Annotated in this window: 20 protein-coding genes; 13 read left to right on the top strand and 7 right to left on the bottom strand. The window is 72.6% G+C overall.

From position 1 onward, the window contains the following. Positions 1–92: 92 nt before the first annotated feature. On the top strand, positions 93–1,847 hold the full coding sequence (gene ggt, locus ACIBUY_RS03295) for a gamma-glutamyltransferase (RefSeq protein ID WP_399151564.1): 1,755 nt from the start codon (positions 93–95) through the stop codon (positions 1,845–1,847). A 23-nt stretch (positions 1,848–1,870) separates the two neighbouring features. Here the strand turns inward: ggt and ACIBUY_RS03290 are convergent, their stop codons facing one another. Next, positions 1,871–2,680 carry an ABC transporter permease gene (locus tag ACIBUY_RS03290; RefSeq protein WP_399151563.1) on the bottom strand — a complete coding sequence of 270 codons (810 nt, stop codon included), beginning with the start codon at positions 2,678–2,680 and terminating at the stop codon, positions 1,871–1,873. Further along, positions 2,677–3,588 carry an ABC transporter ATP-binding protein gene (locus tag ACIBUY_RS03285; RefSeq protein WP_399151562.1) on the bottom strand — a complete coding sequence of 304 codons (912 nt, stop codon included), beginning with the start codon at positions 3,586–3,588 and terminating at the stop codon, positions 2,677–2,679. The genes ACIBUY_RS03290 and ACIBUY_RS03285 overlap by 4 nt, the downstream gene beginning before the upstream one ends. A 101-nt stretch (positions 3,589–3,689) precedes the next feature. Here ACIBUY_RS03285 and ACIBUY_RS03280 point away from each other — a divergent pair, with 101 nt between their 5' ends. The 5 genes from ACIBUY_RS03280 to ACIBUY_RS03260 all read left to right on the top strand — a co-directional run bounded on the left by ACIBUY_RS03280 (position 3,690) and on the right by ACIBUY_RS03260 (position 10,181). Further along, entirely contained in the window at positions 3,690–4,844 is a 1,155-nt protein-coding gene (locus ACIBUY_RS03280; protein ID WP_399151561.1) for a sensor histidine kinase, read from the top strand. Further along, positions 4,841–5,503, top strand: a complete 663-nt coding sequence (locus ACIBUY_RS03275; protein ID WP_399151560.1) for a response regulator — start codon at positions 4,841–4,843, stop codon at positions 5,501–5,503. Before ACIBUY_RS03280 ends, ACIBUY_RS03275 begins: the two co-directional genes overlap by 4 nt. A gap of 173 nt (positions 5,504–5,676) precedes the next feature. After that, entirely contained in the window at positions 5,677–7,869 is a 2,193-nt protein-coding gene (locus ACIBUY_RS03270) for a hypothetical protein (protein ID WP_365579932.1), read from the top strand. A 92-nt stretch (positions 7,870–7,961) separates the two neighbouring features. Further along, positions 7,962–9,077 carry a hypothetical protein gene (locus ACIBUY_RS03265; protein WP_399151559.1) on the top strand — a complete coding sequence of 372 codons (1,116 nt, stop codon included), beginning with the start codon at positions 7,962–7,964 and terminating at the stop codon, positions 9,075–9,077. Between the two features lie 144 nt (positions 9,078–9,221). Further along, complete coding sequence (locus ACIBUY_RS03260) at positions 9,222–10,181, top strand: FKBP-type peptidyl-prolyl cis-trans isomerase (RefSeq protein WP_365579938.1); 960 nt, start codon at positions 9,222–9,224, stop codon at positions 10,179–10,181. Between the two features lie 28 nt (positions 10,182–10,209). Here ACIBUY_RS03260 and ACIBUY_RS03255 read toward each other — a convergent pair whose 3' ends face one another. The 4 genes from ACIBUY_RS03255 to map all read right to left on the bottom strand — a co-directional run bounded on the left by ACIBUY_RS03255 (position 10,210) and on the right by map (position 14,269). Beyond that, positions 10,210–11,046 carry a hypothetical protein gene (locus ACIBUY_RS03255; RefSeq protein WP_399151558.1) on the bottom strand — a complete coding sequence of 279 codons (837 nt, stop codon included), beginning with the start codon at positions 11,044–11,046 and terminating at the stop codon, positions 10,210–10,212. Positions 11,047–11,093: 47 nt separating this feature from the next. Beyond that, positions 11,094–12,263 carry a hypothetical protein gene (locus ACIBUY_RS03250; RefSeq protein WP_399151557.1) on the bottom strand — a complete coding sequence of 390 codons (1,170 nt, stop codon included), beginning with the start codon at positions 12,261–12,263 and terminating at the stop codon, positions 11,094–11,096. Between the two features lie 52 nt (positions 12,264–12,315). Then, positions 12,316–13,200: a hypothetical protein gene (locus tag ACIBUY_RS03245; RefSeq protein ID WP_399151556.1), complete on the bottom strand. Its 885-nt coding sequence runs from the start codon at positions 13,198–13,200 to the stop codon at positions 12,316–12,318. Between the two features lie 301 nt (positions 13,201–13,501). Beyond that, the gene (gene map, locus ACIBUY_RS03240; protein ID WP_365573947.1) at positions 13,502–14,269 is read right to left on the bottom strand and encodes a type I methionyl aminopeptidase; all 768 of its coding nucleotides are present in this window, start codon (positions 14,267–14,269) and stop codon (positions 13,502–13,504) included. A gap of 88 nt (positions 14,270–14,357) precedes the next feature. Here map and ACIBUY_RS03235 point away from each other — a divergent pair, with 88 nt between their 5' ends. The 7 genes from ACIBUY_RS03235 to hydA all read left to right on the top strand — a co-directional run bounded on the left by ACIBUY_RS03235 (position 14,358) and on the right by hydA (position 22,348). Beyond that, positions 14,358–14,609 (top strand): helix-turn-helix transcriptional regulator, encoded by a 252-nt coding sequence (locus ACIBUY_RS03235; protein WP_365573944.1) that lies wholly within the window; start codon positions 14,358–14,360, stop codon positions 14,607–14,609. Positions 14,610–14,658: 49 nt separating this feature from the next. Further along, a complete protein-coding gene (locus ACIBUY_RS03230; RefSeq protein WP_399151555.1) occupies positions 14,659–15,966 on the top strand; it encodes a hypothetical protein in 1,308 nt (435 codons plus the stop codon). A 160-nt stretch (positions 15,967–16,126) separates the two neighbouring features. After that, positions 16,127–16,969 (top strand): nitrilase-related carbon-nitrogen hydrolase, encoded by an 843-nt coding sequence (locus tag ACIBUY_RS03225; protein WP_399151554.1) that lies wholly within the window; start codon positions 16,127–16,129, stop codon positions 16,967–16,969. Positions 16,970–17,062: 93 nt separating this feature from the next. After that, complete coding sequence (locus ACIBUY_RS03220; protein WP_365573953.1) at positions 17,063–18,334, top strand: aspartate aminotransferase family protein; 1,272 nt, start codon at positions 17,063–17,065, stop codon at positions 18,332–18,334. A 16-nt stretch (positions 18,335–18,350) separates the two neighbouring features. Then, positions 18,351–19,910 (top strand): PucR family transcriptional regulator, encoded by a 1,560-nt coding sequence (locus ACIBUY_RS03215; RefSeq protein ID WP_399151553.1) that lies wholly within the window; start codon positions 18,351–18,353, stop codon positions 19,908–19,910. Between the two features lie 123 nt (positions 19,911–20,033). Beyond that, on the top strand, positions 20,034–20,876 hold the full coding sequence (locus tag ACIBUY_RS03210) for a nitrilase-related carbon-nitrogen hydrolase (protein WP_365573933.1): 843 nt from the start codon (positions 20,034–20,036) through the stop codon (positions 20,874–20,876). Positions 20,877–20,956: 80 nt separating this feature from the next. Then, positions 20,957–22,348 (top strand): dihydropyrimidinase, encoded by a 1,392-nt coding sequence (gene hydA, locus ACIBUY_RS03205; protein ID WP_365573930.1) that lies wholly within the window; start codon positions 20,957–20,959, stop codon positions 22,346–22,348. 40 nt (positions 22,349–22,388) lie between these two features. On the opposite strand, the gene ACIBUY_RS03200 is transcribed toward hydA, so the two are convergent. After that, positions 22,389–23,666, bottom strand: a complete 1,278-nt coding sequence (locus ACIBUY_RS03200) for a S8 family serine peptidase (protein ID WP_365573927.1) — start codon at positions 23,664–23,666, stop codon at positions 22,389–22,391. Positions 23,667–23,763 lie beyond the last annotated feature (97 nt).

Raw genomic sequence — 23,763 nt, 5'->3', positions numbered from 1 at the left:
GCGCGGACGGCTGTTGACTGGAGGTACTGATGAGGCGTTCAGTTGGGCGGAGTCTGTCGCGGAATCTGTCGTTGTGCGCGGTTGCGGTGACCATGGTGGGGGTCGGTGCCGCGGCACCCCCTTCCTCCGCTTCTTCCAGTGCGCCACGGAAGGTTCCGGTTGCCGTCGGGTACGGGGGTGCCGTGGCCAGCGTCGACGCCGACGCCTCGGCCGCGGGCATCGAAGTACTGAGAAGAGGAGGGAACGCGGTCGACGCCGCCGTCGCCACCGCGGCCGCCCTCGGCGTGACCGAGCCGTACTCCGCCGGGATCGGCGGAGGCGGCTACTTCGTCTACTACGACGCCAAGTCCCGCAAGGTCCACACCATCGACGGGCGCGAGACCGCGCCGCTGAGCGCCGGGTCCGACCTGTTCCTGGAGAACGGCAAGCCCCTCGCCTTCAATGACGCGGTCACCAGCGGGCTGAGCGTCGGCACGCCCGGCACTCCGGCCACCTGGCAGTCCGCGCTCGACGCCTGGGGCAGCGAGCGGCTCGGCACCGTCCTCGAACCCGCGCGGAAACTGGCCCGCGACGGATTCACCGTCGACGACACCTTCCGCTCGCAGACCGCGTCGAACGAGGCCCGGTTCCGAACCTTCCCCGACACGGCGAAGCTTTTCCTGCCGGGCGGGCAGCTGCCCGTCGTCGGCTCGACGTTCAAGAACCCCGATCTGGCGCGCACCTACGGCGAGTTGGCGCGCAAGGGCGTCGGCGCGATCTACCGCGGCGACCTCGGCGCCGACATCGTGCGGACGGTGAACAAGCCGCCGGTCGACCCGGGTTCGGGCTACAACGCGCGGCCCGGCAAGCTGTCGGCCAAGGACCTGAAGGCGTACACCGCCAAGTACCAGGCCCCGTCCAGGACTTCGTACCGCGGGCTCGGCGTCTACTCGATGGCGCCGTCCTCGTCCGGCGGCACGACCGTCGGGGAAGCCCTCAACATCCTTGAGAGGACGGACCTTTCCAAGGCCTCGGACGTGCAGTACCTGCACCGCTTCATCGAGGCGAGCCGGATCGCGTTCGCCGACCGGGGCCGCTGGGTCGGCGACCCGGCCTTCGAGGACGTCCCCACGAAGCAGCTGCTTTCGCAGAAGTTCGCCGACTCCCGCGGGTGCCTCATCAAGGACGACGCCGTGCTCACCAGCCCGCTCGCGCCCGGCGACCCGAGGCATCCGGGGACCTGCGGCAAGACCGGTGACCAGGCCGCCCCGACGACGTACGAGGGCGAGAACACCACGCATCTGACCGCCGCCGACAAGTGGGGCAACGTCGTCGCCTACACCCTCACCATCGAGTCGACCGGCGGCAGCGGCATCACCGTGCCGGGCCGCGGGTTCCTGCTCAACAACGAGCTGACCGACTTCTCCTTCGCGCCCGCGAACCCGGCCGTGCACGACCCGAACCTGCCGGGGCCCGGCAAGCGGCCGCGGTCGTCGATCTCCCCGACCATCGTGCTCGACAAGGCGGGCAGGCCGGTGGTGGCGGTCGGTTCGCCCGGTGGTGCCACCATCATCACCACGGTGCTGCAGACGCTGACCGGGTTCCTCGACCGGGGCCTGCCGCTCGTCGACGCCATCGCGGCGCCGCGCGCCAGTCAGCGCAACGCGGCGCAGACCGAGCTCGAACCCGCCCTGTACGACGGTGGGTTGAGGGCGAAGCTCGAAGCCATCGGGCACTCCTTCAAGCTGAACCCGGAGATCGGCGCCGCCACCGGTGTGCAGCGGCTGCCGGGCGGGAAGTGGCTCGCGGCCGCCGAGACGGTGCGGCGCGGGGGCGGTTCGGCGATGGTGGTCGACCCCAGCAAGTAGTCGAGCCAAGTGAGCAGGGGCTGTCACACGTCCCTGCGGCGTACGACGACCAGAGCGAGCGCGACGGCGACCAGCGGCCAGGTGGCGAACACCGCCCAGGCCCCGGCCGTCGTCGCGCCGCCGTACGCCTCGGGGCCCCAGCCGTAGAGCGTCACGAGCCGCTGCCACGCGCTCTGCACCATCAGGTGGTCGATCCGCTCCACCCAGGGCCGGCGCGAGTTGAAGAACGTCGGCAGCATCAGCAGCACGAACGCCGTGCCGACCATCGTCGACGCGCTGTGCCGCACCAGGACCCCGAAGCCGAGGCCGATCAGTGCGCACACCGGCGCGAGCAGAGCCGAGGCGGCGACCGCGCGCAGCGAGCCCGTGTCCAGGAGAGGGACGGCGGCGTCCCGGGCGCTCAGGATCCCCTGGGAGACGGCGAACGAACCGAAGGCGCAGACAAGGCCGACTGCCGTCCACAGGGCGGTTGTCACCACCGCCTTCGCCAGCACCACCTGGCGTCGCGCCGGGACCGCCGCCATCGTCGTGCGGATCAGCCCGCTGCTGTACTCGCTGACCACGACGATCGCGCCGACGCTGCCCGCCGCCAGCATCAGCGTGAGATAGCCCCCGGCGGGGAACGCGTCGCCCAGGGCCCACACGTGTTCGCGCTGGTCGACGGCGCTGTAGTTCGGGAAGTCGCGGTAGTCGCCGTACGCGGCGAACGCCGCCGAGGCCAGCACCGTCGCGACGACGATCCCCAGGATCCACGGCGTCGAGCGCAGCGAGCGGATCTTGATCCACTCGGCGGCGAGCAGATCGGTGAAGCGGGCGGGTGCGGTGGCGTTCATCGGGTGGCTCCTGCCGGGTACTCGACGCGGTCGGCGGTCAGTTCCATGAAGGCCTCTTCCAACGAGGCGGTGCGCGTGGTGAGTTCGTGCAGCACGACCTGCCGCTCCAGGGCGATCGCGCCGATCCGCTCGGCGGGCAGGCCCGTCACCGTCAGACGCTCCTCGCCCTCGGGCACGACATCGGCGCCGGCCGCCACGAGCGGCCCGGTGAGCTCGGCGGCGCGGGGGCTTCCCACCATGACGCTCAGCCGGGTGGCGCGCGCCGCGAACGTCCGCAGCGGCTCGGCCGCGACGAGCCGGCCCCGTCCGATCACGATCAACTCGTCGGCCGTGGACTCCATTTCGGACATCAGATGGCTGGAGAGGAAGACCGTACGGCCCTCGGCGGCCAGGCGCCGGAACAGCCGGCGCAGCCACAGCACGCCCTCCGGGTCCATCCCGTTGAACGGCTCGTCGAACAACAGCACCGGCGGATCGCCGAGCAGCGCCGTCGCCACCCCGAGCCGCTGCTTCATGCCGAGCGAGAAGCCGCCGATGCGGCGCCCGGCCGCCTCGGCGAGGCCGACCTCCGCGAGGACTTCGGCGGCGCGCTCGCGGGCCAGGCCGTTGGACCGGGCCAGCGCCGCGAGGTGGGCGTGGGCGGTGCGCCCGCCGTGCACCTGCTGCGCGTCGAGCAGGGCCCCCGCGTGCCGCAGGCCCCGCGCATGCGAGCCGAACGGCACCCCGTCCACCGTGGCCCCGCCCGCGTCCGGCGCGTCAAGGCCGAGGACGATCCGCAAGGTCGTGGACTTGCCCGATCCGTTCGGGCCGAGGAACCCGGTGACGACACCGGGCCGCACGGCGAAGGACAGACCGTCGACGGCCGTCCTGCGGCCGTACCGCTTGGTGAGTTCGCTGACTTCGATCATGTGGGACACCGTGCCGGGCGGCGGCACCCGCGGTCATCGGCCCGTGGGATGCATCCCCGGGGCTGATGTCGGCGCGCACCCGTCCTCGTACGCTCACCGGTGTGAACGCGATATCGACCTCCCGCAACGCCACCGCCTGGTGCGGACTCGCCCTGTACCCACTGGCGGTGGGCCTTGCGCTCTTCGGCTCGTCGGACGTGCTGCCCTCGGTACGCGCCTTCGGGGTGGCGCTGTCCGCCGCCCTGCTGGTCGGAATCATGCGGCGCAAGCCGCTGTTCACGCTGGTCGTGGTGCTCGTCGGCACCCTGCTCGCGACCGCGCTGCAGCCCACGGGCGGGCCCTTCGACGACTCGCGCGCGACGACCGTGGCGGCGTTCATGTCGGCGGACGTGGTGCTCGGGTACCTCGTCGCCACCCGGTCGCGCGCGCAGTGGATCACGGGAATCGCGCTGTGCGTGCTTGCCCAGGCCGCCGGGATCCTCGTGTGGGTGCCCGCGTACAACCTCATCGGGTTCGCCGTGATCGCGCTGCTCTGCCTGCTCGTGGCCTGCATGGTCGGGCTGCTCGGCCGGGAGCGGCGCGAGCACGCCACGGCCCTGCGCGAACAGGCCGTCGCCGAGGCCGTGACCGGTGAACGGCTGCGCATCGCACGGGAGTTGCACGACATGGTCTCCCACAGCATCGGCGTCATCGCGATCCAGTCGGGCGTCGCGGCCCGGGTCATCGAGACCCAGCCGGGCGAGGCCCGCGCGGCCCTGGAGGCCATCGAGGCGACCAGCCGCGAGACGCTCCAGGGGCTGCGCCGCACCCTGGTCGCGCTGCGCAAGGCAGAACCGGGCAGCCAGGCACCGCTCGGCCCCGCCACCGGCCTCGCCGATCTGGACCGGCTCACCGAGGCCACCGCCAGGGACGCGGGCGTGCACGTCGAGGTCGTCCGCAACGGCACCGAGCGGGCGCTCCCGGCCGACATCGAGCTGTCCGCGTACCGGATCGTGCAGGAGTCCCTCGCGAACGTGGTCCGGCACGCGGCCGTGGACACGTGCCGGGTCCTCGTCGGGTACGCCGACGACGAACTGCGGCTGGAGATCGTGGACGAGGGACGCGGCCCCGGTGCAAGATCGTCCGGTACGGGGTTCGGGATCACGGGGATGGGGGAGCGGGTGAGCCTGTTGCACGGGCAGTTCGAGGCGGGGCCGGGGCCCGGGGGCGGCTTCCGCGTGGCGGCCAGGATTCCGCTGCCGGGAGCGGCGCGATGACCGTGACCGTGCTGCTCGTCGACGACCAGCCGCTGGTCCGCTCGGGCCTGCGGGTCCTCATCGCCGACACCGACGACCTGGAGGTCGTGGGCGAGGCGGGCGGCGGCGCCGAAGCCGTCGAGCGGGCCGCGGCGCTGCGGCCCGACGTCGTCGTGATGGACATCCGGATGCCCGGCATGGACGGCATCGAGGCGACCCGGCGGATCATGGCCGCCGGCACCGGCAGCCGCGTGCTCGTCCTGACCACCTTCGACGAGGACGAGTACGTGTACGGGGCGCTGCGCGCCGGGGCGAGCGGGTTCGCCGTGAAGGACATGGCGCTCGAGGACATCCTCGCGGCGGTCCGCGTGGTCGCCGCCGGTGACGCCCTCATCGCCCCCGGGGTCACCCGCCGCCTGATCGCCGACTTCGTCGGCCGCCCCGGTCCGGCCGCGGCCCGCACGTCGCGCCCCGTCGAGGCCGTCACGGAGCGTGAGCGGGAGGTATTGACGCTGGTCGGGCTCGGCAGGTCGAACCAGGAGATCGCCGACGAGCTGTTCATCAGCGTCGCCACCACCAAGTCCCACGTGTCCCGGCTCTTCACCAAGCTGGACGCCCGGGACCGGGTTCACCTGGTCATCCTTGCCTACGAGTTGGGGCTCGTCGCACCGTCCGGCTGACCCGCGACCCGGCCCCCGGTTCACTCGCACGGCCTTCACGTATCGCACACATCGTCACTGAGTGTTGTGCTTCTCGGAAAACTGATCACTGTACGCGATCACGTGCGTGCGGAGGTCAGCTGACACGCACAGCATCCGACAGGGCGTGGTGCGCCCGGGAAAGGCACCTGAAGATGACGGACACCAGACAGACGCGAGGGCGGAGGCCGGGACGCCTGGCGCGCTTCGCTGCGCCCCTCGGCCTGGCCACCGCCGCGGCGCTCGGCCTGACCATGGCCACCCCGCTCACGGCGTCGGCCGCGTTCCAGCGGGACCCGTACGACCACTACGAGGCCTTCACGGGTTCCTCCTTCGACGCCAAGTCCTGGTACAGCAGTGCCGGTACCAAGGGCACCGGCTTCGCCTGCCTGACCGGGGCCACCGGAGAGAAGGGGCCCCTGAAGGCGTGCGCCGACGGCACCCCGGACCCCGAGGGCAAGGGTGCCCTGCGGCTCACCTCGAACAAGCCGAACCAGAACGGCTTCATCGTGACGCGGGACCCGATCCCCGCCGACCGGGGCCTGAGCCTCACCCTCGACTACGCCTCGTACGACGCCAAGGGCGGCCGCGGTGCCGACGGTCTGGCCGTGATGCTGCTCGACGGCGCCGAGGCACTGCCCACCGACGCCGGTCTGTACGGCTCGGGCCTGGGCTACAACGGCATCAAGGGCGGCTACCTGGGCGTCGGCATCGACAGCTACGGCAACTTCCTGAAGAACCTGGGCGGCTTCCCCGGCCAGGCGCAGGGCAAGCCCAACTCCATCACGGTGCGCGGCGCGACCAGCCAGAACAACCAGGTCATCTCCACGTACCCGTCCACGCGAAAGCTCGACGTGGCGGACGCCAAGGAGCGCTCCGGTGCGGTGCGTTCGGTGCGGGTCGACCTGTCGACCGCCGGCCGGCTCTCGGTGGCCGTCGACTTCCACGACGGCGACGGGTTCCAGAACAAGATCGACAACTTCGATCTCAACTCCATCCCCGGCCAGCCGAAGCTGCCGAAGGACATCCGCATCGGATTCGCCGCCTCCACCGGCGACGCGGTCGAGAACCACGACGTGTGGAACGTGAAGGCGACCACGCTCCCCGACCGGCTGACCTCGACCGTCGACCCGGCGGGTCCGATCACCGCCGACGGCGAGTCGACGTTCAACCTGAACGTCTCCAACGACCCGGCGGCCGGCTCCACGGACGGCCCGCGCACCTCCGAGGTCACCTTCCCCAAGGGCATCACGCCGACCGAGGCCGGCGGCAACGGCTGGGACTGCAAGGTCGACGGCCAGAAGGTGAGCTGCACGCACCCGGGCACTGGCCCGGACGCGCTCGCCCCCGGCAAGACCTGGCCGCCCGCCCCGATCAAGGCGAAGGTCGCGACCGACGCCGACGGCGAGTACACGATCACGTCGACGGTCGAGGGCCCGGACGGCAAGCAGGGCGCGCCCACCGAGGACACGGTCAAGGTCACCCTGAAGAAGGGCCCGGCCCTCACCTCCAAGATGACCGCCGACGCCCCCGTTACGGCCGGTGAGAACGCGGCCTTCACGGTCAAGACGTCCAACGCCGCCGACGCGGGCCCGACCAACGGCCCCGTCACCGTGACCCGCACCTTCCCCGCCGGCATCACCCCGGTGACCGCCGCAGGTCCCGGCTGGGACTGCTCGATCAAGGGGCAGACGGTCAGCTGCACCCGGCCCGGCAAGGGCCCGGACATGCTCAACCCCGGCGACAGCTACCCGGACATCCACATCGCGGCCATCGTCGACAAGGACGTCAAGGGCGGTGACGCGCCGGTGACCGGCACCACGGACACCCCGCGCAACAGCGGCGGCGACGGCAGGACCGACGAGAAGTTCCCGGTCAAGCCCGCCCCGGCGCTGCCTCCGTCGCTCGCCGTGAACACCGCCCCCGTGGGCGACCTGATCGTGGGCAAGCCCGGCAAGTTCGCCATCACGGTGGACAACGCCGCGACCGCGGGCCCGACCACCGGCGAGGTCACCGTCACCCGTGACTTCGGCCCGGGCATCACCCCGGTCAAGGCCTCCGGCGACGGCTGGAAGTGCTCGGTCACCGGCCAGCGCGTCACCTGCGTGCGTCCCGGCAACGGCGCCGACGCGCTGCAGCCCGGCAAGGCCTACCCGCCGATCAACGTGGACGTGAAGGTCGGCGACAAGGCCGGTCCCGTCCCGGGCACCACCGCGGTGACCACCGAGGGCTCGGACCTCAACGGCACCAGCGTCAAGGACACGGCCGTCGTCAAGGAAGACGCGAGCCAGGACATCTCCTGCGGCGCCTACATCCAGAACAACCGGGCGCTGTGCGCCGGGCGATGACCTTTCGCCCCCGCCGGCCGCGGACCCGGTCCGCGGCCGGCGGCGCCCTGACACAGACCACTGAGCACCACCACAAGAAGGAGACGATGGCCATGGCTTCGTGGCACATCAGACGGACCCGGGCGGTACTCGCCGCCGGGGCGGGCCTGACGGCCTTGCTGACCACGGCGTTCCCGGCGTCGGCCGATGCCGACGACAACACCCTGTACTCCAAGGACGACCAGTGGGGCACGGTCATGAAGACCGACGACTGCGTCCAGGCCGACTCCTGGGTCGTCCGGGTCAGCGGCGTCGGCGGCACCATCAACGCCGCGATGTTCGAGTCCCAGTACCCGGCCAGTGCCCGCGCCCCCAAGCAGCACGCGGGCGGCGACCAGCTCGTCGACCTCGCCCCGGGCGGCATCGGCCTCGGCAAGGTCTCGGCGCTGTACTCGCGCGCCCTGGGCCACGCCCACCCCAACTCCCGGGCCGGCGGCAACGAGGTTCCGGCCCGCGGCGAGATCTACGCCGACGCGGGTGGCGGCGCCGTCGACGTCGGCGTTCCCTACATCGCCAACCCGGCCGGCGGCACCCAGCTGTCGCCGATCGGCGTGCACGTCGACGGGATCCAGGTGTCCGCCTGGTCGCGGCCCGGCAAGCCGGTCGCCTTCACGGGCGGTGCCGCCTCCGGGTACATCTCGGTGGCGGGCTTCGACCTCATCGACATCCCGGACCTGTGGGCCTCGAACCTGGGCGCCCGCATCCCGTCCGACTACAGCCAGGACCCGCTGGTCCTCGCCCTCACCAACGAGCAGGTGACCACGGACCAGCAGGGCAAGGCCACCCTCGGCAAGGACGGCAAGTACAAGTACGACGGCACCGCCACCAGCGGCTTCGTCAACGGCATCCACGCGAGCGTGCTCGGCTCCAACGTGGCGGACGTGTCGGTGGCCCACGCGGCCGTCATCCGCGACCCCAAGCGCACGGACAAGTACGCGGTGAAGGACAACCTGAACCCGGTCAACCCCGGGGACACCATCAGGGCCGCGGCACCGCACGCGGCGTTCCCGGGCAAGGGCGGCGCGCACGGCTGGGCGCCCTTCCAGAAGCCGGGTGCGGCCCGGTCCGAGGACGGGCGGTCCATGGTCTGCGCCCCGTTCGCGCCGCCCGCCGAGGCCGCGGGCACGATGCGCTCCAAGGCACGGACGTCGGGCATGAACTGCTGGTGACCCGGCGCGAAGCCTGAGCGGTACCGGTTGCCGTACACCCGCAGGTGTACGGCAACCGGTGTGTCGGGGCACGGGTGCACGGAGCCACTCGCCGCGGCGGCCACGCTCGGACACCAACACCCCCCGACTCTTTGGAGGACTCCCGTGCTGACGCCGTCCGTGCGCACCGGCGCCGCCGCCTTCGTCCTGCTGGCCGCGGGCGCCGCGGCCTGCGCCGCACCGCACCCCGAGAACATCCCCCAGGTCTCCGGGGCGCTCGGGACCCGGCCCACCATCACCGTGCCGAACCTGCCCCCGCCCAAGGAGGGGCGGATGAAGGTGCTGCACGAGGGGAGCGGGCCCGCGGTGAAGAAGGGCCAAGTGGCCGTCACCGACGTGGAGATGAAGATCTGGGAGGGGAACAAGAAGCTCATGTCGACCTGGGGCCTGACCCAGCCGACGACGGTCTCCTTCGACGGCGAGCACGTCTCGCGCACCTGGGACCAGGCGCTCCTCGGCCGCAGGGCGGGCAGCCGGGTCCTGATGGTCACCCCGGCCACGAGCGGCTTCGGCCCGCACGGCATGGCGCCCGCACAGGTCAGCCCGAGCGATCACATGATCCTGGTCTTCGACCTCGTCGGCGGGTACGGGCTCGACCAGCGCGTGCCCACCGCCGACGCCAAGGGCACCGGTGGTCCCGGCGCGGCCCGTGAGGGCGCACCCGTGGTCGCCGTGTCCGCAGGCCAGGCGCCGCAGGTGCGCAGTTGGGGCGGCGCCGCCGCCCCGAAGAAGCTCGACGTGCGGATGCTGGCCGAGGGGAGCGGGCCCGTACTGCAGGACGGCGATGTCGCCGTCGTGCAGTACGCGGCCTGGACCTGGGCCGAGAAGACCCCGTTCCGCTCGACGTACGCGGTCACCGGCCCGAACGGCTTCGTCGTCGCGCCGGAGGCGGTGCCGCCCGGCGTGTACGAGGCGCTGCGCGGCATGCGGGTCGGCAGCCGCGTACAGATCGCGGTGCCCGCCCGGTACAAGCCCGGCTTCAAGATGACGAAGGGCGGCGTCGCGGTCCCGCCCGGCAAGGCCGTCCTCTACGTCATGGAGGTGCTCGACCGGCAGGACCGCTGACCCGCGCGGGGGCGCGGCGGGGGCCCGGTCAGCCCGCCGCGTCCGGCCGGCGCAGCACCGCCGCGTGCCCGATGGTGAAGTCGGCGACCTCGGGGGAGAGCACCGTCATGTGCAGCGCGTTGGCGTAGCCGCTGGTGGCCGACGGGTCGAAGCGGTAGCTGCTGCCGGTGGCGTCGGTCGTGGGGTGACCCTGGTCGTCCGTGGTGATCTGCTCGTTCACGGTGGCGACCAGGACCGGCGGGACGTTCTCGGCGGACGGGAAACGCAGGCCCGTGTTGGGGCGCCACTTCTTGCCGTCGAGCCGGTGCACCGCCTTCCCGCCCGCGTACACCGTGCCGGAGGCGACGCTCGTGGTGAAGCGGACCGTGTGGCCGGGCGTCGAGTCGGCGACCACGCGCACCTTGTCGAGCGCGATGCCGACGTCGCCGTGCGGGGCCGCGCCCTGCGGGCCCGGACGGTACGGGGAGGCCAGGTCGATGCTGTGGAAGGTCGTCTCGGCGCGTACACCGTCCTTCTTCGCGCCGGTCGCCTCCGTGCTGGTGTACGGCTCGTCGAGCACGCCGATGGGCTGCGCCTTGTAGCTGAGCCGTGCTTCCTTGTCGCGGTCGTCGTGACCGCTCGGTGCCCCGTCGAACGCCGGGAAATGGGCCCGGGTGTCGCCCGAGACGAGCAGGCCGCTGCGGCCGCTGATCCGCACCGACCAGGCGTCGGCCTGCACGGGGGAGTCCGTCTGGAGGACGGTGCCCCAGCTGTCGGTGCCGGCGGGGGAGGCGGCCGCTTCGACGGGCGCGCAGGTGAGCGTGACCGCGCAGGCGGCGAGGGCGAGGGCCCCGGCCGTGCGGGCGGGGGTGCGGCGGGATGTCATCGGCGCACGGTCCTTTCTGGCAGGGGGAGTTGGCGGGGTGTACGCGGTCAGAACCATGTGGAGATCCACTTGCCGACGTCCGCCGCGCCCTGGATCGCCCAGTTGAAGGCACCCTCCGCGACGCTCCACGCGGACTTCCACGCGGTGTCGAAGACATCGGCCACCCACCAGTGGGTGTCGATGTGTTCGCCCTTGATGACGACGCTGCCGTCCTCCAGGGTCTGGGTGGGCACACAGGCCGGCGGCGGGAACGGGGGCGGCGAGCCGACGCCCGGCAGCCGGGCGCCGCGCACGTCCATGTCGTCGCCGGAGACGGACGGATCGGGCGGGCAGTCGTCGTCCCGGCCCGCGCTCCGGCTCTGCACGGCGCGCTCGGTGCCGTCGCCCGCGATGACCGCCGAGTGCCCGACCGTCACGTCGACGATGACCGGGCCCAGGACGGTCAGGTGCACGGCATTGACGTAACCCGCTTCCGCGTCCGGCCGGTTGACCTTGTCCGGCACGCCCTTGGCGTCGGTGGTGACCTGTTCGTTGACGGTGGCGACGGCGAGCGGGAAGCGCGGCGAGGGGCCCGGGATCTGCACCTTCGTGTTGGGCCCCGCGTGCTCGCCGAGGTCCACGACCTTCTTCTCGCCGACGTACAGGCCCCCCGAGGTGAACCCGGTGGTGAACGCGACGGGCTTGCCCGGCCTGGCGAGCGCCGACGTCGACAGGCCCTCCAGGTGGATGCCGATCACCGTGGGCTTGTCGTTCTCGCCGCCCGGCGTGGTGGTCGGGATCCGCAGATCGAGCGTGCCGCCGCCCGCGTCGGCGTAGGCGGTGCCCGTCGCGGCGGGGCTCAACGTGCCTTGGGCGCCAGGGAGTTGATCGGCCATCGTGCGGGCGAACAGGGCGGAGACCTTGCCGACCGGGCGGCGGTCGACACTGAGCCCGAGGGTGCGGGTGCCGGTGCGGCGCAGCTCGGGCGCGTCGGGTGCCGCGGGGTGGCGGGCCGCGCCGAGCGGGACGTCGGACAGCCGGGGGATACCGCTGATGCGGGCCACCCAGGCGTTCGCCTGCGCGGCCCCGGTGGCGGCGCGTGCGCCCCAGGTCTGCTCGGCGCTCTCGTGCCCGGGGGTGATGTGGGCCTGCGCGGGGGCGGTCGCGGCCAGGGCCGTCAGGGTGGCGACGGCTGCTGTCAGCGCGCCGCGCGCACTCCTGCTGCGCCATCGGTTCATGGCCTGGATCTCCTTGTGCGGTGGGGGAGTTGAAGGCAAACGAGGGGAGAGGTCAGGCCTTGCGCAGCACGGCGGCGTGGCCCACGGTGACATCGGCGACCTGGGTGCCGAGCAGGGAGACGTGCACGGCGTTGACATAGCCGCTGGTCGCCTTCGGGTCGAACTTGTAGCCGCCGTCCGCGCCGCGCGTGGGGCGGCCCGAGGTGTCCGTGGTGACCTGCTCGTTCGTGACGGCGAGGGCGATGGCCTGGCGGGTGTAGTCGGCGGGGAGCCGGACGCCGAAGTTCGTCGGCCACAGCTTCGGCACGGTGACGACGGGCTCCCCGGCCAGCGAGAAGTACCCGCCGGTGACGCCGCCGGAGAACGCCACCGGCTTGCCGGGCGAGGCGAGCGCGGAGACCGTGACGCCGTCCACGTGGACGCCGATGGGCGAGAGCTGGACGCCGCCCGTGGGGTTGGCGAGGTAGGGCAGTCCCACGGAGACGGAGGCGCCGCCCGCCTCGGCGAACGCGGACCCCGGCGCCTTGACGGTCTGCTCGCTCGCGGGCGAGGCCGGGCGGGCGTCGCCCAGCGCGCGGCTGAACAGCAGGGAGCCCGCGCCGATCCCGAAGCCGCCGGGGGCCAGGTCCGCGAGGCGGTCGCCGCCGCCCTGCTCGTGCGGTGCCTTGGCGGTCGCCGGGTGGTGCGTCTCGAACAAGGCGGTGTCCGCGACGCCGCCGAGTCCCCGTACCCGTGCCACCCAGGCGTCGGCCTGCAGGGGTCCGCCGTCGGCGAGGACCGTGCCCCAGTCGCCGCCGTCGGGAACCTCGGCGCCGAGCGGCGTCGCGGGGTGCGCGCTGCCCGGCGCCGCGAGGACGGCTGCCACGGCGAGCGCGACGCCGGTCGTGGAACGCCAGGGCAGAAGGCGGCGGTGGGGCCGTGCGGCACGTGCGGCCATCGGGCATCCGGTCCTTTCTCACGGAGCGTGGCCGTTCACCGAGAGGTGGCCACTCTCCGTAAGAGGAGCATCCGGAGTCGGGAGGCGCATGCGCGAGCGGGCCATCCGGGGGCCGGGCCCAGGTCCGTCCGGTCCGTCGGCCGGCGGCCGCCGGGCGGACCCAAGGGCCTCTCCCGGCGATGGTCGGGGCGTCTGCCGGACACCCGGCGCTCCTCCAGGCTCCGGCCGGGGTCCCAGGGCGCATCCCCGGACGCCGCCCGGCCCGCCCTCCGGGCGGACGAAGCCACTTTCGACGCAGGCCCTAGAGCGCCGTCAGAATCCGCGGCCCCGCGTCCGTGATCGCCACGGAGTGCTCCACGTGCGCGGCGCGGGAGCCGTCGTTCGTGCGCAGCGTCCAGCCGTCCGGCGCCTCGTGGTAGCCGTCCGTGCCGCCGCCGATCAGCATCGGCTCGATGGCCAGGGCCATGCCGTGGCGCAGCGGCATGCCGCGGCCGGGCCGCCCCTCGTTCGGCACCCCGGGGTCCTCGTGCATGTGCCGTCCGATGCCGTGCCCGCCGAAGCCTTCCGGGATGCCGTAACCGGCGGCGCGGCAGACCGTGCCGATGGCGTGCGCGATGTCGCCGATCCGGTTCCCGACGACGGCCGCCTCGATGCCCGCGGCCAGCGCCCGCTCGGCCGTCTCGATCAGTCGTACGTCGTCGGGGCGCGGGGTGCCGACCGTGAAGCTGATCGCCGAGTCGCCCGCCCAGCCGTCCAGTTGGGCCCCGCAGTCGATCGACACGAGGTCGCCGTCGCGCAGCCGGTACGCGTCCGGGATGCCGTGCACCACCGCGTCGTTCACGGACGCGCAGATCACCGCCGGGAACGGGGTCGGTGCGAAGGAGGGCCGATAGCCGAGGAAGGGCGAGCCCGCGCCCGCGTCGCGCAGCACCTCGCGCGCCACCGCGTCGAGCTCGAGCAGGCTCACGCCCACGGCCGCGTGGTCGCGTACGGCGGTCAGGGCCTGTGCCACCACGCGGCCCGCCTCCCGCATCGCGTCGATCGATGTATCCGTCTTGAGTTCCACCATGCCAATAACTATACCGGTATTTGAATCCGGTATAGGAACCCGGTACGAGAATCCGGTATAGAAATCGGATCTCGGGTAGGCTGGGCGCATGGTCCGAACCCCCTTGACTCCGGAAGAGCGCGAGCGCGGCGAGCGCCTCGGGCAGCTGCTGCGCGAGGCGCGGCAGGGCCGCAGCATGACGGAGGTGGCCGCGGGTGCCGGCGTCTCGGTCGAGACGCTGCGCAAGATCGAGACGGGCCGGGCGCCGACCCCGGCGTTCTTCACGATCGCCGCCGTCGCCCGGGAGCTCGGCATCTCCATGGACGAGCTGGTCGTGCACTGCGCCCTGGTGCCCGCCTGAAAAGAGGACGTAGCAGCTCCGTAACACGCCGGGTGTTTCCTTCCGGAGCGTGACGGACGTGGAACAACTCCCGCATGAGGTGGGGGAGTTCGCGAGGCACCTGCGCGAACTCCTGTCCCGGGTCGACCAGGGCGCAGGCTGGTGCGGCGTCTTCTGGCAGCGCGACCCCGAGGGCATGCGGGCCTGCCTGGACGGCCGCGAGGTGCCGCCCTGGGACGTGGTGGAATCCCTGCTCCAGGACGCCTCCGCGACCCTCGGTCCCGAATGGGCCGAGCGGGAGGGCGTACGGGCGCGGGCGCTGCAGAACGCCGCGACGCGGGCCTACGACTCCCGGCCCGGGGGCGACGAGGTGATCAACGAGCGTCTGGGCGTGATGGCCGCGGAGCAGCGCTACGCGGTCGAGCGCCAGCGGGAGCTGACCCAGCGGCTGAACGCGGCCACCACGCAGCAGGAGTCGGAGGCCGTCCGCCTCGACCTGGCCTGGGCCCGCGACGACTACGAGCGGGCGACGGCCCGCATCGCAGAACTCCGGGCAAGGAAGAGCAACCTGGGGACGCGGGGAACCGTGCGCCCGGCGCAAGGCGGCGTTCAGTCGCCCACGACGCAGCAACCGGACAGTCGAGAGGGCGAGGGCCCGCAGGGCCGGGGGCCCCGCAAGCGCCGCCCCCGAGGCAGCGCCCGATTCGCCGGCATCCTCCAGGACGAACCCGAAACCCAAGACGTCCTCCCGGCAACGTCCGCTCCCGAAGCGGGAGTTGGCACACCCCGCGGCGCCCGCTTCGCCGGTACGGACCCGGCTCCGCAGCGCGCCCCGGTCCGCGAAGATCCCGAAGCGCGTCAAGAGGTGCCCCGGGCCGTGGACACCCTGCTCCGGCTCCGTCGCGAGGGCAGGACCGGCGAGGCGCACATCGTCCTCGTCGGCGCCGCACACTGGCCCGCGGCCCGACTCCCCCTGCTGGCAACGGAGTTGCTGCGGGCCGGCCTCGCCGCCGACTGGGCGACTCTGCTGTGGGAGGTGGCCTCGCTGCCCCCGGAGGGGCTCGTCGCCGCGGCCGAGGCGCTGACCGCCGCGGGCCGCGCCGCCGACGGGCAGCAGGTCCTGCGCCAGGGCATGGGCCGCTCGCCGGGCGAGATCGGCGAGGCGGTCGGCCGGCTCGACGACGAGGGGCGGCACCGCGAGGCCCGCATCCTGCTGGCGGCGTACGTGCGCAGTCGTACGCCGGAGGAGGCGGCCCGCAGCGCGCAGAGCGACCCCGTGCTGCTCGTCCCCCTGATCGTCGAGGCGGCGCGGGCCGTCTCCGACGAGAGGTACTGGGACGTCGTCCACGCGCTGCGCGTCGCGGGCTTCGCCGCCTGACCCGGGAGAAGCGCCGCGGACGGGTCACTCGCACGGGTGCGAAACAAGATCGATCCAGCGGGTTAACGACGATGGTCTTGGCAAGCCTTCCGGGTGGGCTTACGTTCGTCCCTCTACGACTCGGTCTACGGGCGTAGAGGATCAGGCAAAGGAGCGGCACATGGCCCCTGTCGTACGCGCCGCACTCGTCCAGGCCACCTGGACGGGCGACACCGAATCCATGATCGCCAAGCACGAGGAGCACGCCCGCGAGGCCGCCCGGCAGGGCGCGCGGATCATCGGCTTCCAGGAAGTCTTCAACGCGCCCTACTTCTGCCAGGTGCAGGAGCCCGAGCACTATCGGTGGGCCGAGCCGGTGCCGGACGGTCCGACCGTGACCCGGATGAGCCAACTCGCCCGGGAGACGGGCCTGGTGATCGTCGTGCCCGTCTTCGAAGTCGAGCAGGCCGGCTTCTACTTCAACACCGCGGCCGTCATCGACGCCGACGGCACCTACCTCGGCAAGTACCGCAAGCACCACATCCCGCAGGTGAAGGGCTTCTGGGAGAAGTACTACTTCAAGCCGGGGAACCTGGGCTGGCCCGTCTTCGACACGGCCGTCGGCAAGGTCGGCGTCTACATCTGCTACGACCGCCACTTCCCGGAAGGCTGGCGGCAGTTGGGCCTGAACGGCGCACAGCTCGTGTACAACCCGTCGGCCACCAGCCGCGGCCTGTCGGCGTACCTGTGGCAGCTGGAGCAGCCCGCGGCGGCCGTCGCCAACGAGTACTTCGTCGCGGCCATCAACCGGGTCGGCATCGAGAGTTACGGCGACAACGACTTCTACGGCACGTCGTACTTCGCCGACCCGCGCGGACAGCTCGTCGGCGACGCGGCGAGCGACAAGACCGAGGAACTCCTCGTCCGCGACCTGGACTTCGGGCTCATCGACGAGGTGCGCCGGCAGTGGGCGTTCTACCGCGACCGCCGCCCCGACGCGTACGAGGGACTCGTCCGGCCCTGACACGCCCGACGTCCTGACACGCCCGACGTCCCCGCACTCCGCCCCGTTCGAGCCGCTCGCCGATCCGACGACGAAGGGACCCCCGCACCCGTGATGAACCCCGATCTGCACGCCCGCCACCGCGCCGTCCTGCCGGACTGGCTGGCCCTGTACTACGACCGCCCCATCGAACTCACCCACGGCGAGGGCCGCCACGTGTGGGACGCCGACGGCAACAAGTACCTCGACTTCTTCGGCGGCATCCTCACCACGATGACCGCGCACGCACTGCCCGAGGTCACCAAGGCGGTCAGCGAGCAGGCGAGCCGCATCATCCACTCCTCGACGCTCTACCTGAACCGGCCGATGGTCGAACTCGCCGAGCGCGTCGCCCAGTTGTCCGGCATCCCGGACGCCCGCGTCTTCTTCACCACGTCCGGCACCGAGGCCAACGACACGGCCCTGCTGCTCGCCACGTCGTACCGCCGCTCGAACCAGATCCTGGCGATGCGCAACAGCTACCACGGCCGCTCCTTCACGACGGTCGGCATCACCGGCAACAGCGGCTGGTCCCCGACGAGCCTGTCACCGCTGCAGACGCTGTACGTCCATGGAGGCGTCCGCGGTCGCGGTCCGTACGCCCACCTGTCCGACGCCGAGTTCACCGACGCGTGCGTGGCGGACCTGCGCGACATGCTCGGACAGACCCGCGGCGGCGTCGCCGCGCTCATCGCCGAACCGGTGCAGGGCGTCGGCGGGTTCACCTCGCCGCCCGACGGGCTGTACGCGCGCTTCCGCGAAGTCCTGCAGGAACACGGCATCCTGTGGATCTCGGACGAGGTGCAGACCGGCTGGGGCCGCACCGGCGACCACTTCTGGGGCTGGCAGGCGCACGGGCAGTCGGGCCCGCCGGACATCCTCACCTTCGCCAAGGGCATCGGCAACGGCATGTCGATCGGCGGGGTCGTGGCCCGCGCCGAGGTCATGAACTGCCTGGACAGCAACTCCATTTCGACCTTCGGCGGCTCCCCGGTCACCATGGCCGCGGGCCTCGCCAACCTCGCGTACCTCCTGGAACACGACCTCCAGGGCAACGCGCGCCGGGTCGGCGGCCTCCTCATCGAGCGCCTGCGGGCCGTCACGGCCGGCCTGCCCGGCGTACGGGAAGTGCGCGGCCGGGGACTGATGATCGGCGTCGAACTGACCGACGCGGGCCCGAGCGCCGCGCAGATCATCGAGTCCTGCCGCCGCAGCGGCCTGCTGATCGGCAAGGGCGGCGGCCACGACTCCAGCGCACTGCGCATCGCACCGCCGCTGTCGCTGACGGTCGCGGAGGCGGAAGAGGGGGCGGCGATCCTGGACCGGGCACTGCGGGACGCCTCGTAGCGGCGAGGGAGGCTCCATGACGACGGCACCCACCCTCGAACACGGCCTGTCCGTACGGCAGATACTGGCCCTGGAACGCATCGCGGCCGGTGAACCGGAGGTGGTCGCCGCCGCCGACCACCTCGACCGGCCCGTCCGGTGGGTGCACGTCGCCGAGGCCGCCGACGTCGGCGTCATGCTCAGCGGCGGCGAGATGATCCTGACCACCGGCGTCCTGCTCGCCGGTGACGTACGCACCCAGACCGAATACATCAGGTCCCTGCACCGGGCCGAGGCCGCCGCCCTCGTGCTCGGTCTCGGCCGCGCCTTCCCGTCCCCGCCGGACGGGATGCGCCGCGCCGCCGAGCGGTACGGCCTTCCGATGGTGGTCCTGCACCGCCCGTTCCCCTTCGCCGAGCTGACCGAAGAGGTCCAATCCCGGCTCGTACGCCGGAAGTTCGCCGCCGTCAGCCTCTCCGAGGGCATCCGTACCGCGCTCACCGGACTCATCACCGCGGGCGCCCCGCTGCAGAGCCTGCTCGACGAGATCGCCGCCCACAGCGCCTGCCCGGTCGTCGTCACCAACCTCGCGCACCGCGTCCTCGCCACGGCGGGGGAGCGGCCCGCGGTCGACGACGTCCTGCGGGACTGGGGCCGGATCGCCAGACAACCGGGAGGAGTCGACGGCGAAGGGTGGATCAGGGCCGAGGTCGGCGGCCGGGGCGAGCGCTGGGGCTCCGTCGTGCTCTGCGGCTACCGCGGCGACGGGGCGTCCGGGCGCCTGCTCGCCGACCGCGCCGCCGAGGCGCTCGTGCTGCACCGCATGCTCGCGGGCCCCACCGCCAACTGGGCGGAGCAGTCCGCCCGCTGCCTGCTCAGCGACCTGCTGTCCGGCGTCGTCCCCGCGCGCCAACTGCTGCCCCGGGCCCGGGCCGCAGGCCTGCCGGTGAACCGGCGCACCTTCGTCCCCCTCGTCGTGCGCGACGGCGACCCCGGCCAACTGGAGCGCCTCCTGCGCCTGTTGGGCCTGCACGGCCTCGTCGCCGAACTCGCCGAGCGGGCCACCGCCGTACTCCTCAGCCTCGCCCACGACCAGGCCGCCGAGCCGCTCACCGCCCACTTCGCGACCCGCCTGCGCGCCGAGACCGGCGCGTCGTCCGTCGTCGCCGCGGGCCCCGCACGCGCCGCCCTCGACGACGTGCCCGAGGCGCTCCGCGAGGCCCTGCACGTCGCCGAGGCCGTCGCGGGGGCGCCGCCGGGCCTGCCCGCCGTGGTCCGCCTCGGCGACGTACGGCTGCGCGGCCTGATGCGCCTGATGAGGGACGACCCGCGCGTACAGGCCTTCGCGGAAAGGGAGTTGGACGGACTTTTGAGCAGGGAGGCCGGGGACGACGGGCTGCTGCCCGTGCTGCGGACGTACCTCGCCACCGGCCGCAACAAGTCCCGTACCGCACAGCTCCACCACATGAGCCGCCCCGCCCTCTACCGGCGCCTCGAGTCCATCGAGGACCGGCTCGGCGTCGACCTCGACGACTTCGAGCAGGCCGCGTCCGTCCACATCGCACTGCTCGCGCACGACGCGCAGAGCGGGACGTGACACCGTGGAACGGCAGCGGGCCAAGGGCGTGACACGGTGCGACTCGGCCGCCGCGGCCACCCTTCCTATCGTCGTGGACACACCGCGCAGCTCTCAGCAGCTCTCTCTCAGCCGGAGGTCCCGATGAGCCCCGTGATCCGCGCCGCGATCTTCCAGACCGCATGGACCGGCGACAAGGAATCCATGATCAAGGTGCACGAACAGGCCGTTCGTGACGCCGCCGCACAGGGCGCCCAAGTCCTGTGCTTCCAGGAGCTGTTCTACGGCCCGTACTTCTGCCAGGTCCAGGACCCGAAGTTCTACGAGTACGCGGAAAGCATCCCCGACGGCCCGATCGTCCGCCGCTTCCAGGAGCTGGCCCGCGAACACGGCATCGTCCTCGTCCTGCCCATGTACGAGGAGGAGCAGCCCGGCGTCCTCTACAACACGGCCGCCGTGATCGACGCCGACGGCAGCTACCTCGGCAAGTACCGCAAGACCCACATCCCGCAGGTGAAGGGCTTCTGGGAGAAGTTCTACTTCCGCCCGGGCAACAGCGGCTGGCCCGTCTTCGACACCGCCGTCGGCAAGATCGGCGTCTACATCTGCTACGACCGGCACTTCCCCGAAGGCTGGCGCGCGCTCGGCCTCGAAGGCGCGCAGATCGTCTTCAACCCGTCCGCCACGTCGCGGGGCCTGTCCCGCTACCTGTGGCAGCTGGAGCAGCCGGCCGCGGCCGTCGCCAACGAGTACTTCGTCGGCGCCATCAACCGCGTCGGCGTCGAGGAACACGGCGACAACGACTTCTACGGCACGTCCTACTTCGTCGACCCCGAGGGGCAGTTCGTGGGTGAGGTCGCCGACGACAAGGCGCCCGAACTCGTCGTCCGCGACCTCGACCTGGCGAAACTGCGCGAGGTCCGCGACCGCTGGCAGTTCTACCGGGACCGTGCCCCGCAGGCGTACGAGCCCCTGACCCGCCCCTGAGCACGAGCCCCTGGGGCACGGTCCGACCCGCAACGGGGTGTTGGGGAAAGAGAGTTGGAGAGCGCAGGGAGGCGCGAGGAATGACCCGCACACTGATTACGGGCGGTCTGGTGATCACGGCCGCCGAGGAACTCCACGCCGACGTACTGATCGAGGACGGCCGCATCGCGGCGCTCGCGGCCCCCGGCACGCAGCACTGGTCGGCGGACCGGGTGCTGGACGCGACCGGCAAGTACGTGATCCCGGGCGGGGTCGACGCGCACACGCACATGGAGCTGCCGTTCGGCGGCACCTTCGCGTCGGACACGTTCGAGACGGGGACGCGGGCGGCGGCCTGGGGCGGCACGACGACCATCGTCGACTTCGCGGTTCAGTCGGTCGGCCAGTCACTGCGTGAAGGGCTGGACGCGTGGTACGCGAAGGCCGACGGGCAGTGCGCGATCGACTACGGCTTCCACATGATCATGTCGGACGTGAACGAGTCGTCCCTGAAGGAGATGGACCATCTCGTCGGAGAAGGGATCTCCTCGTTCAAGCTGTTCACCGCGTATCCGGGGGTCTTCTACAGCGACGACGGGAAGATCCTGCGCGCGATGCAGAAGGGTGCCGCCAACGGCGGCCTGATCATGATGCACGCGGAGAACGGCATCGCGATCGACGTGCTGGTCCAACAGGCCCTGGAGCGCGGTGAGACCGACCCGCGCTACCACGGGGAGGTCCGCAAGGCCCTGCTCGAGGCCGAGGCGACGCACCGTGTGATCAAGCTGGCGCAGGTGGCCGGAGCGCCGGTGTACGTCGTGCACGTCTCGGCGACGGAAGCGGTGACCGAGATCGCGCGGGCGCGCGACGAGGGCCTGGCGGTGTTCGGCGAGACGTGTCCGCAGTACCTGTTCCTGTCGACGGACAACCTCGCCGAGCCCGACTTCGAGGGCGCGAAGTACGTCTGCAGTACGCCACTTCGCCCCAAGGAGCACCAGGAGGTGCTCTGGCGCGGCCTGCGCACGAACGACCTTCAGGTCGTCTCGACGGACCACTGCCCGTTCTGCTTCACCGGGCAGAAGGAGCTGGGCCGCGGCGACTTCTCCAAGATCCCGAACGGGATGCCGGGCGTGGAGAACCGCATGGACCTCCTCCACCAGGGCGTGGTGGAGGGCCGCATCACGCGCCGCCGCTGGATCGAGATCGCGTGCGCGTCCCCGGCCCGGATGTTCGGCCTGTACGGCCGCAAGGGCACGATCGCGCCGGGTGCGGACGCGGATGTGGTGATCTACGACCCGGCGGCCGAGCAGACGATCTCGGCCGAGACGCACCACATGAACGTCGACTACTCGGCGTACGAGGGCAAGCGGGTCACGGGCCGGGTGGAGACGGTGCTGTCGCGGGGTGAAGTGGTCGTCGAGGGGCGGGAGTTCAAGGGGCGGGCGGGGCATGGTGCGTACACCCCGCGGGGCACGTGCCAGTACCTGGACTAGAGCCTGACGTCACACCCCGTCGTCGCCCTCGGGGCATCCGTCAGTACCTGGACCGGTCCCCTGCCCGAGACGACCGGTGGCCCGCCGGATCCGTCGTGTCGCCCGGACGCCAGCCGCGGCGGCGGGCGCGGGGGAGGGCGAACGCGGCGAAGGCGGTCACGAGGACGGCCGCCCCGGCGGCGGCGGTGATCGTGACCGCCCTGGAGCGGCCCGAGTGTGTCTGCGGGGACGGCAGGCGCAACGGCTCCTGCCGCGGTGCCGCGCGGCGGGTGCCGGAGGCGGCGACCGGTGCGGTGACGGCTGCCGCGGGGTCCACCGTGCCCGCCCCGACCAGCGCCTTGTCGGCGGGGGAGTGGTACGCCGTCGAGACGAGCCGTGCGGACAGCTGAGAGGGTGTCAGATCCGGGTGTGCGGAGGCCGCGAGCGCGGCGCTGCCGGCGACGAACGCGGTGGCCACCTCGGCCCCGTCACCCGTGAACTTGCCCGTGCCGTTCGGGCCGACGCTCAACACGGCGTCGCCCGGCGCGGCCAGGTCGGGGGCCGTGCGGGGAGCCGATTTCCGGTCCGGGATGCCGCCCGGCCCGAGCGCGGCGACGGACAGTACGCCCGGGAGCGCGGCGGGGTAGGCGGACGGAGCCGGGCCGTCCGTGCCACCGGTGGCCGACGCGTAGGCCGGGGCGATCACCAGCGCGCCGCGGCCGGTGGCCTCGCGGACGGCCGCGGTCAGTTCGGCGCTGCCCTTGGCGAGGGCGATCGGGACGTCGATGATCCGGGCGTGCCGGGCGGACGCCGCGCCGATCCCGGCGGCGACGCTGCTCGCGGTGGCGGTGCCGTCCGTGGCGGTGGCCCTGACCGCGAGGATCCGGGCCTCGGGGGCGACCCCGGCGAACCCCGTTCCGGGCTGCTGCGCCGCGGCGATCAGACCCGCGACGAAGGTGCCGTGACCGATGCAGTCGGTGCCGGCGTCGGAGGCGGCGGGGGTGACGCGGCCCGCGAGGGCGGGGCTGTGCGACGCGTCCACGCCGGTGTCGACGACGGCGACGGTGACGCCCGCGCCACGGGTGGTGTCCCAGGCGCGTGAAGGGGCGATGTACTGCTGGGGCCAGGGAACAGCGGCCGGGTGCTGGGCGGACGGCTTGACGCACCCGCCGTTCCGGGGTGGGGCGGTGGGGATGCGGGGCAGGCCGGAGTCGGCCGCCGCGGGGGACGCGGCGAAGAGCGGGGCCGTCGCGGCGAGGAGGGCGAGAGCGACCGCGGCGGCATGTCGGCCCGACCGCGCGGGACGGCGCCGACCGCCGTGGCGCGCGACGGGGATCATCGGCGGCCGCCTTCGCGCATCGGCCACGCCGGGGCGGGGACGCGGGGGATCGCATGGAGGCCGTGGTGGTGGGTGGGTGGCTGGGCGGCGGGGACCG

Source organism: Streptomyces sp. NPDC050085, assembly GCF_044460595.1.
GTDB lineage: Bacteria > Actinomycetota > Actinomycetes > Streptomycetales > Streptomycetaceae > Streptomyces.
The sequence above is the reverse complement of the archived record's forward strand: the minus strand, read 5'-3'. Positions and strand labels throughout refer to the sequence as shown.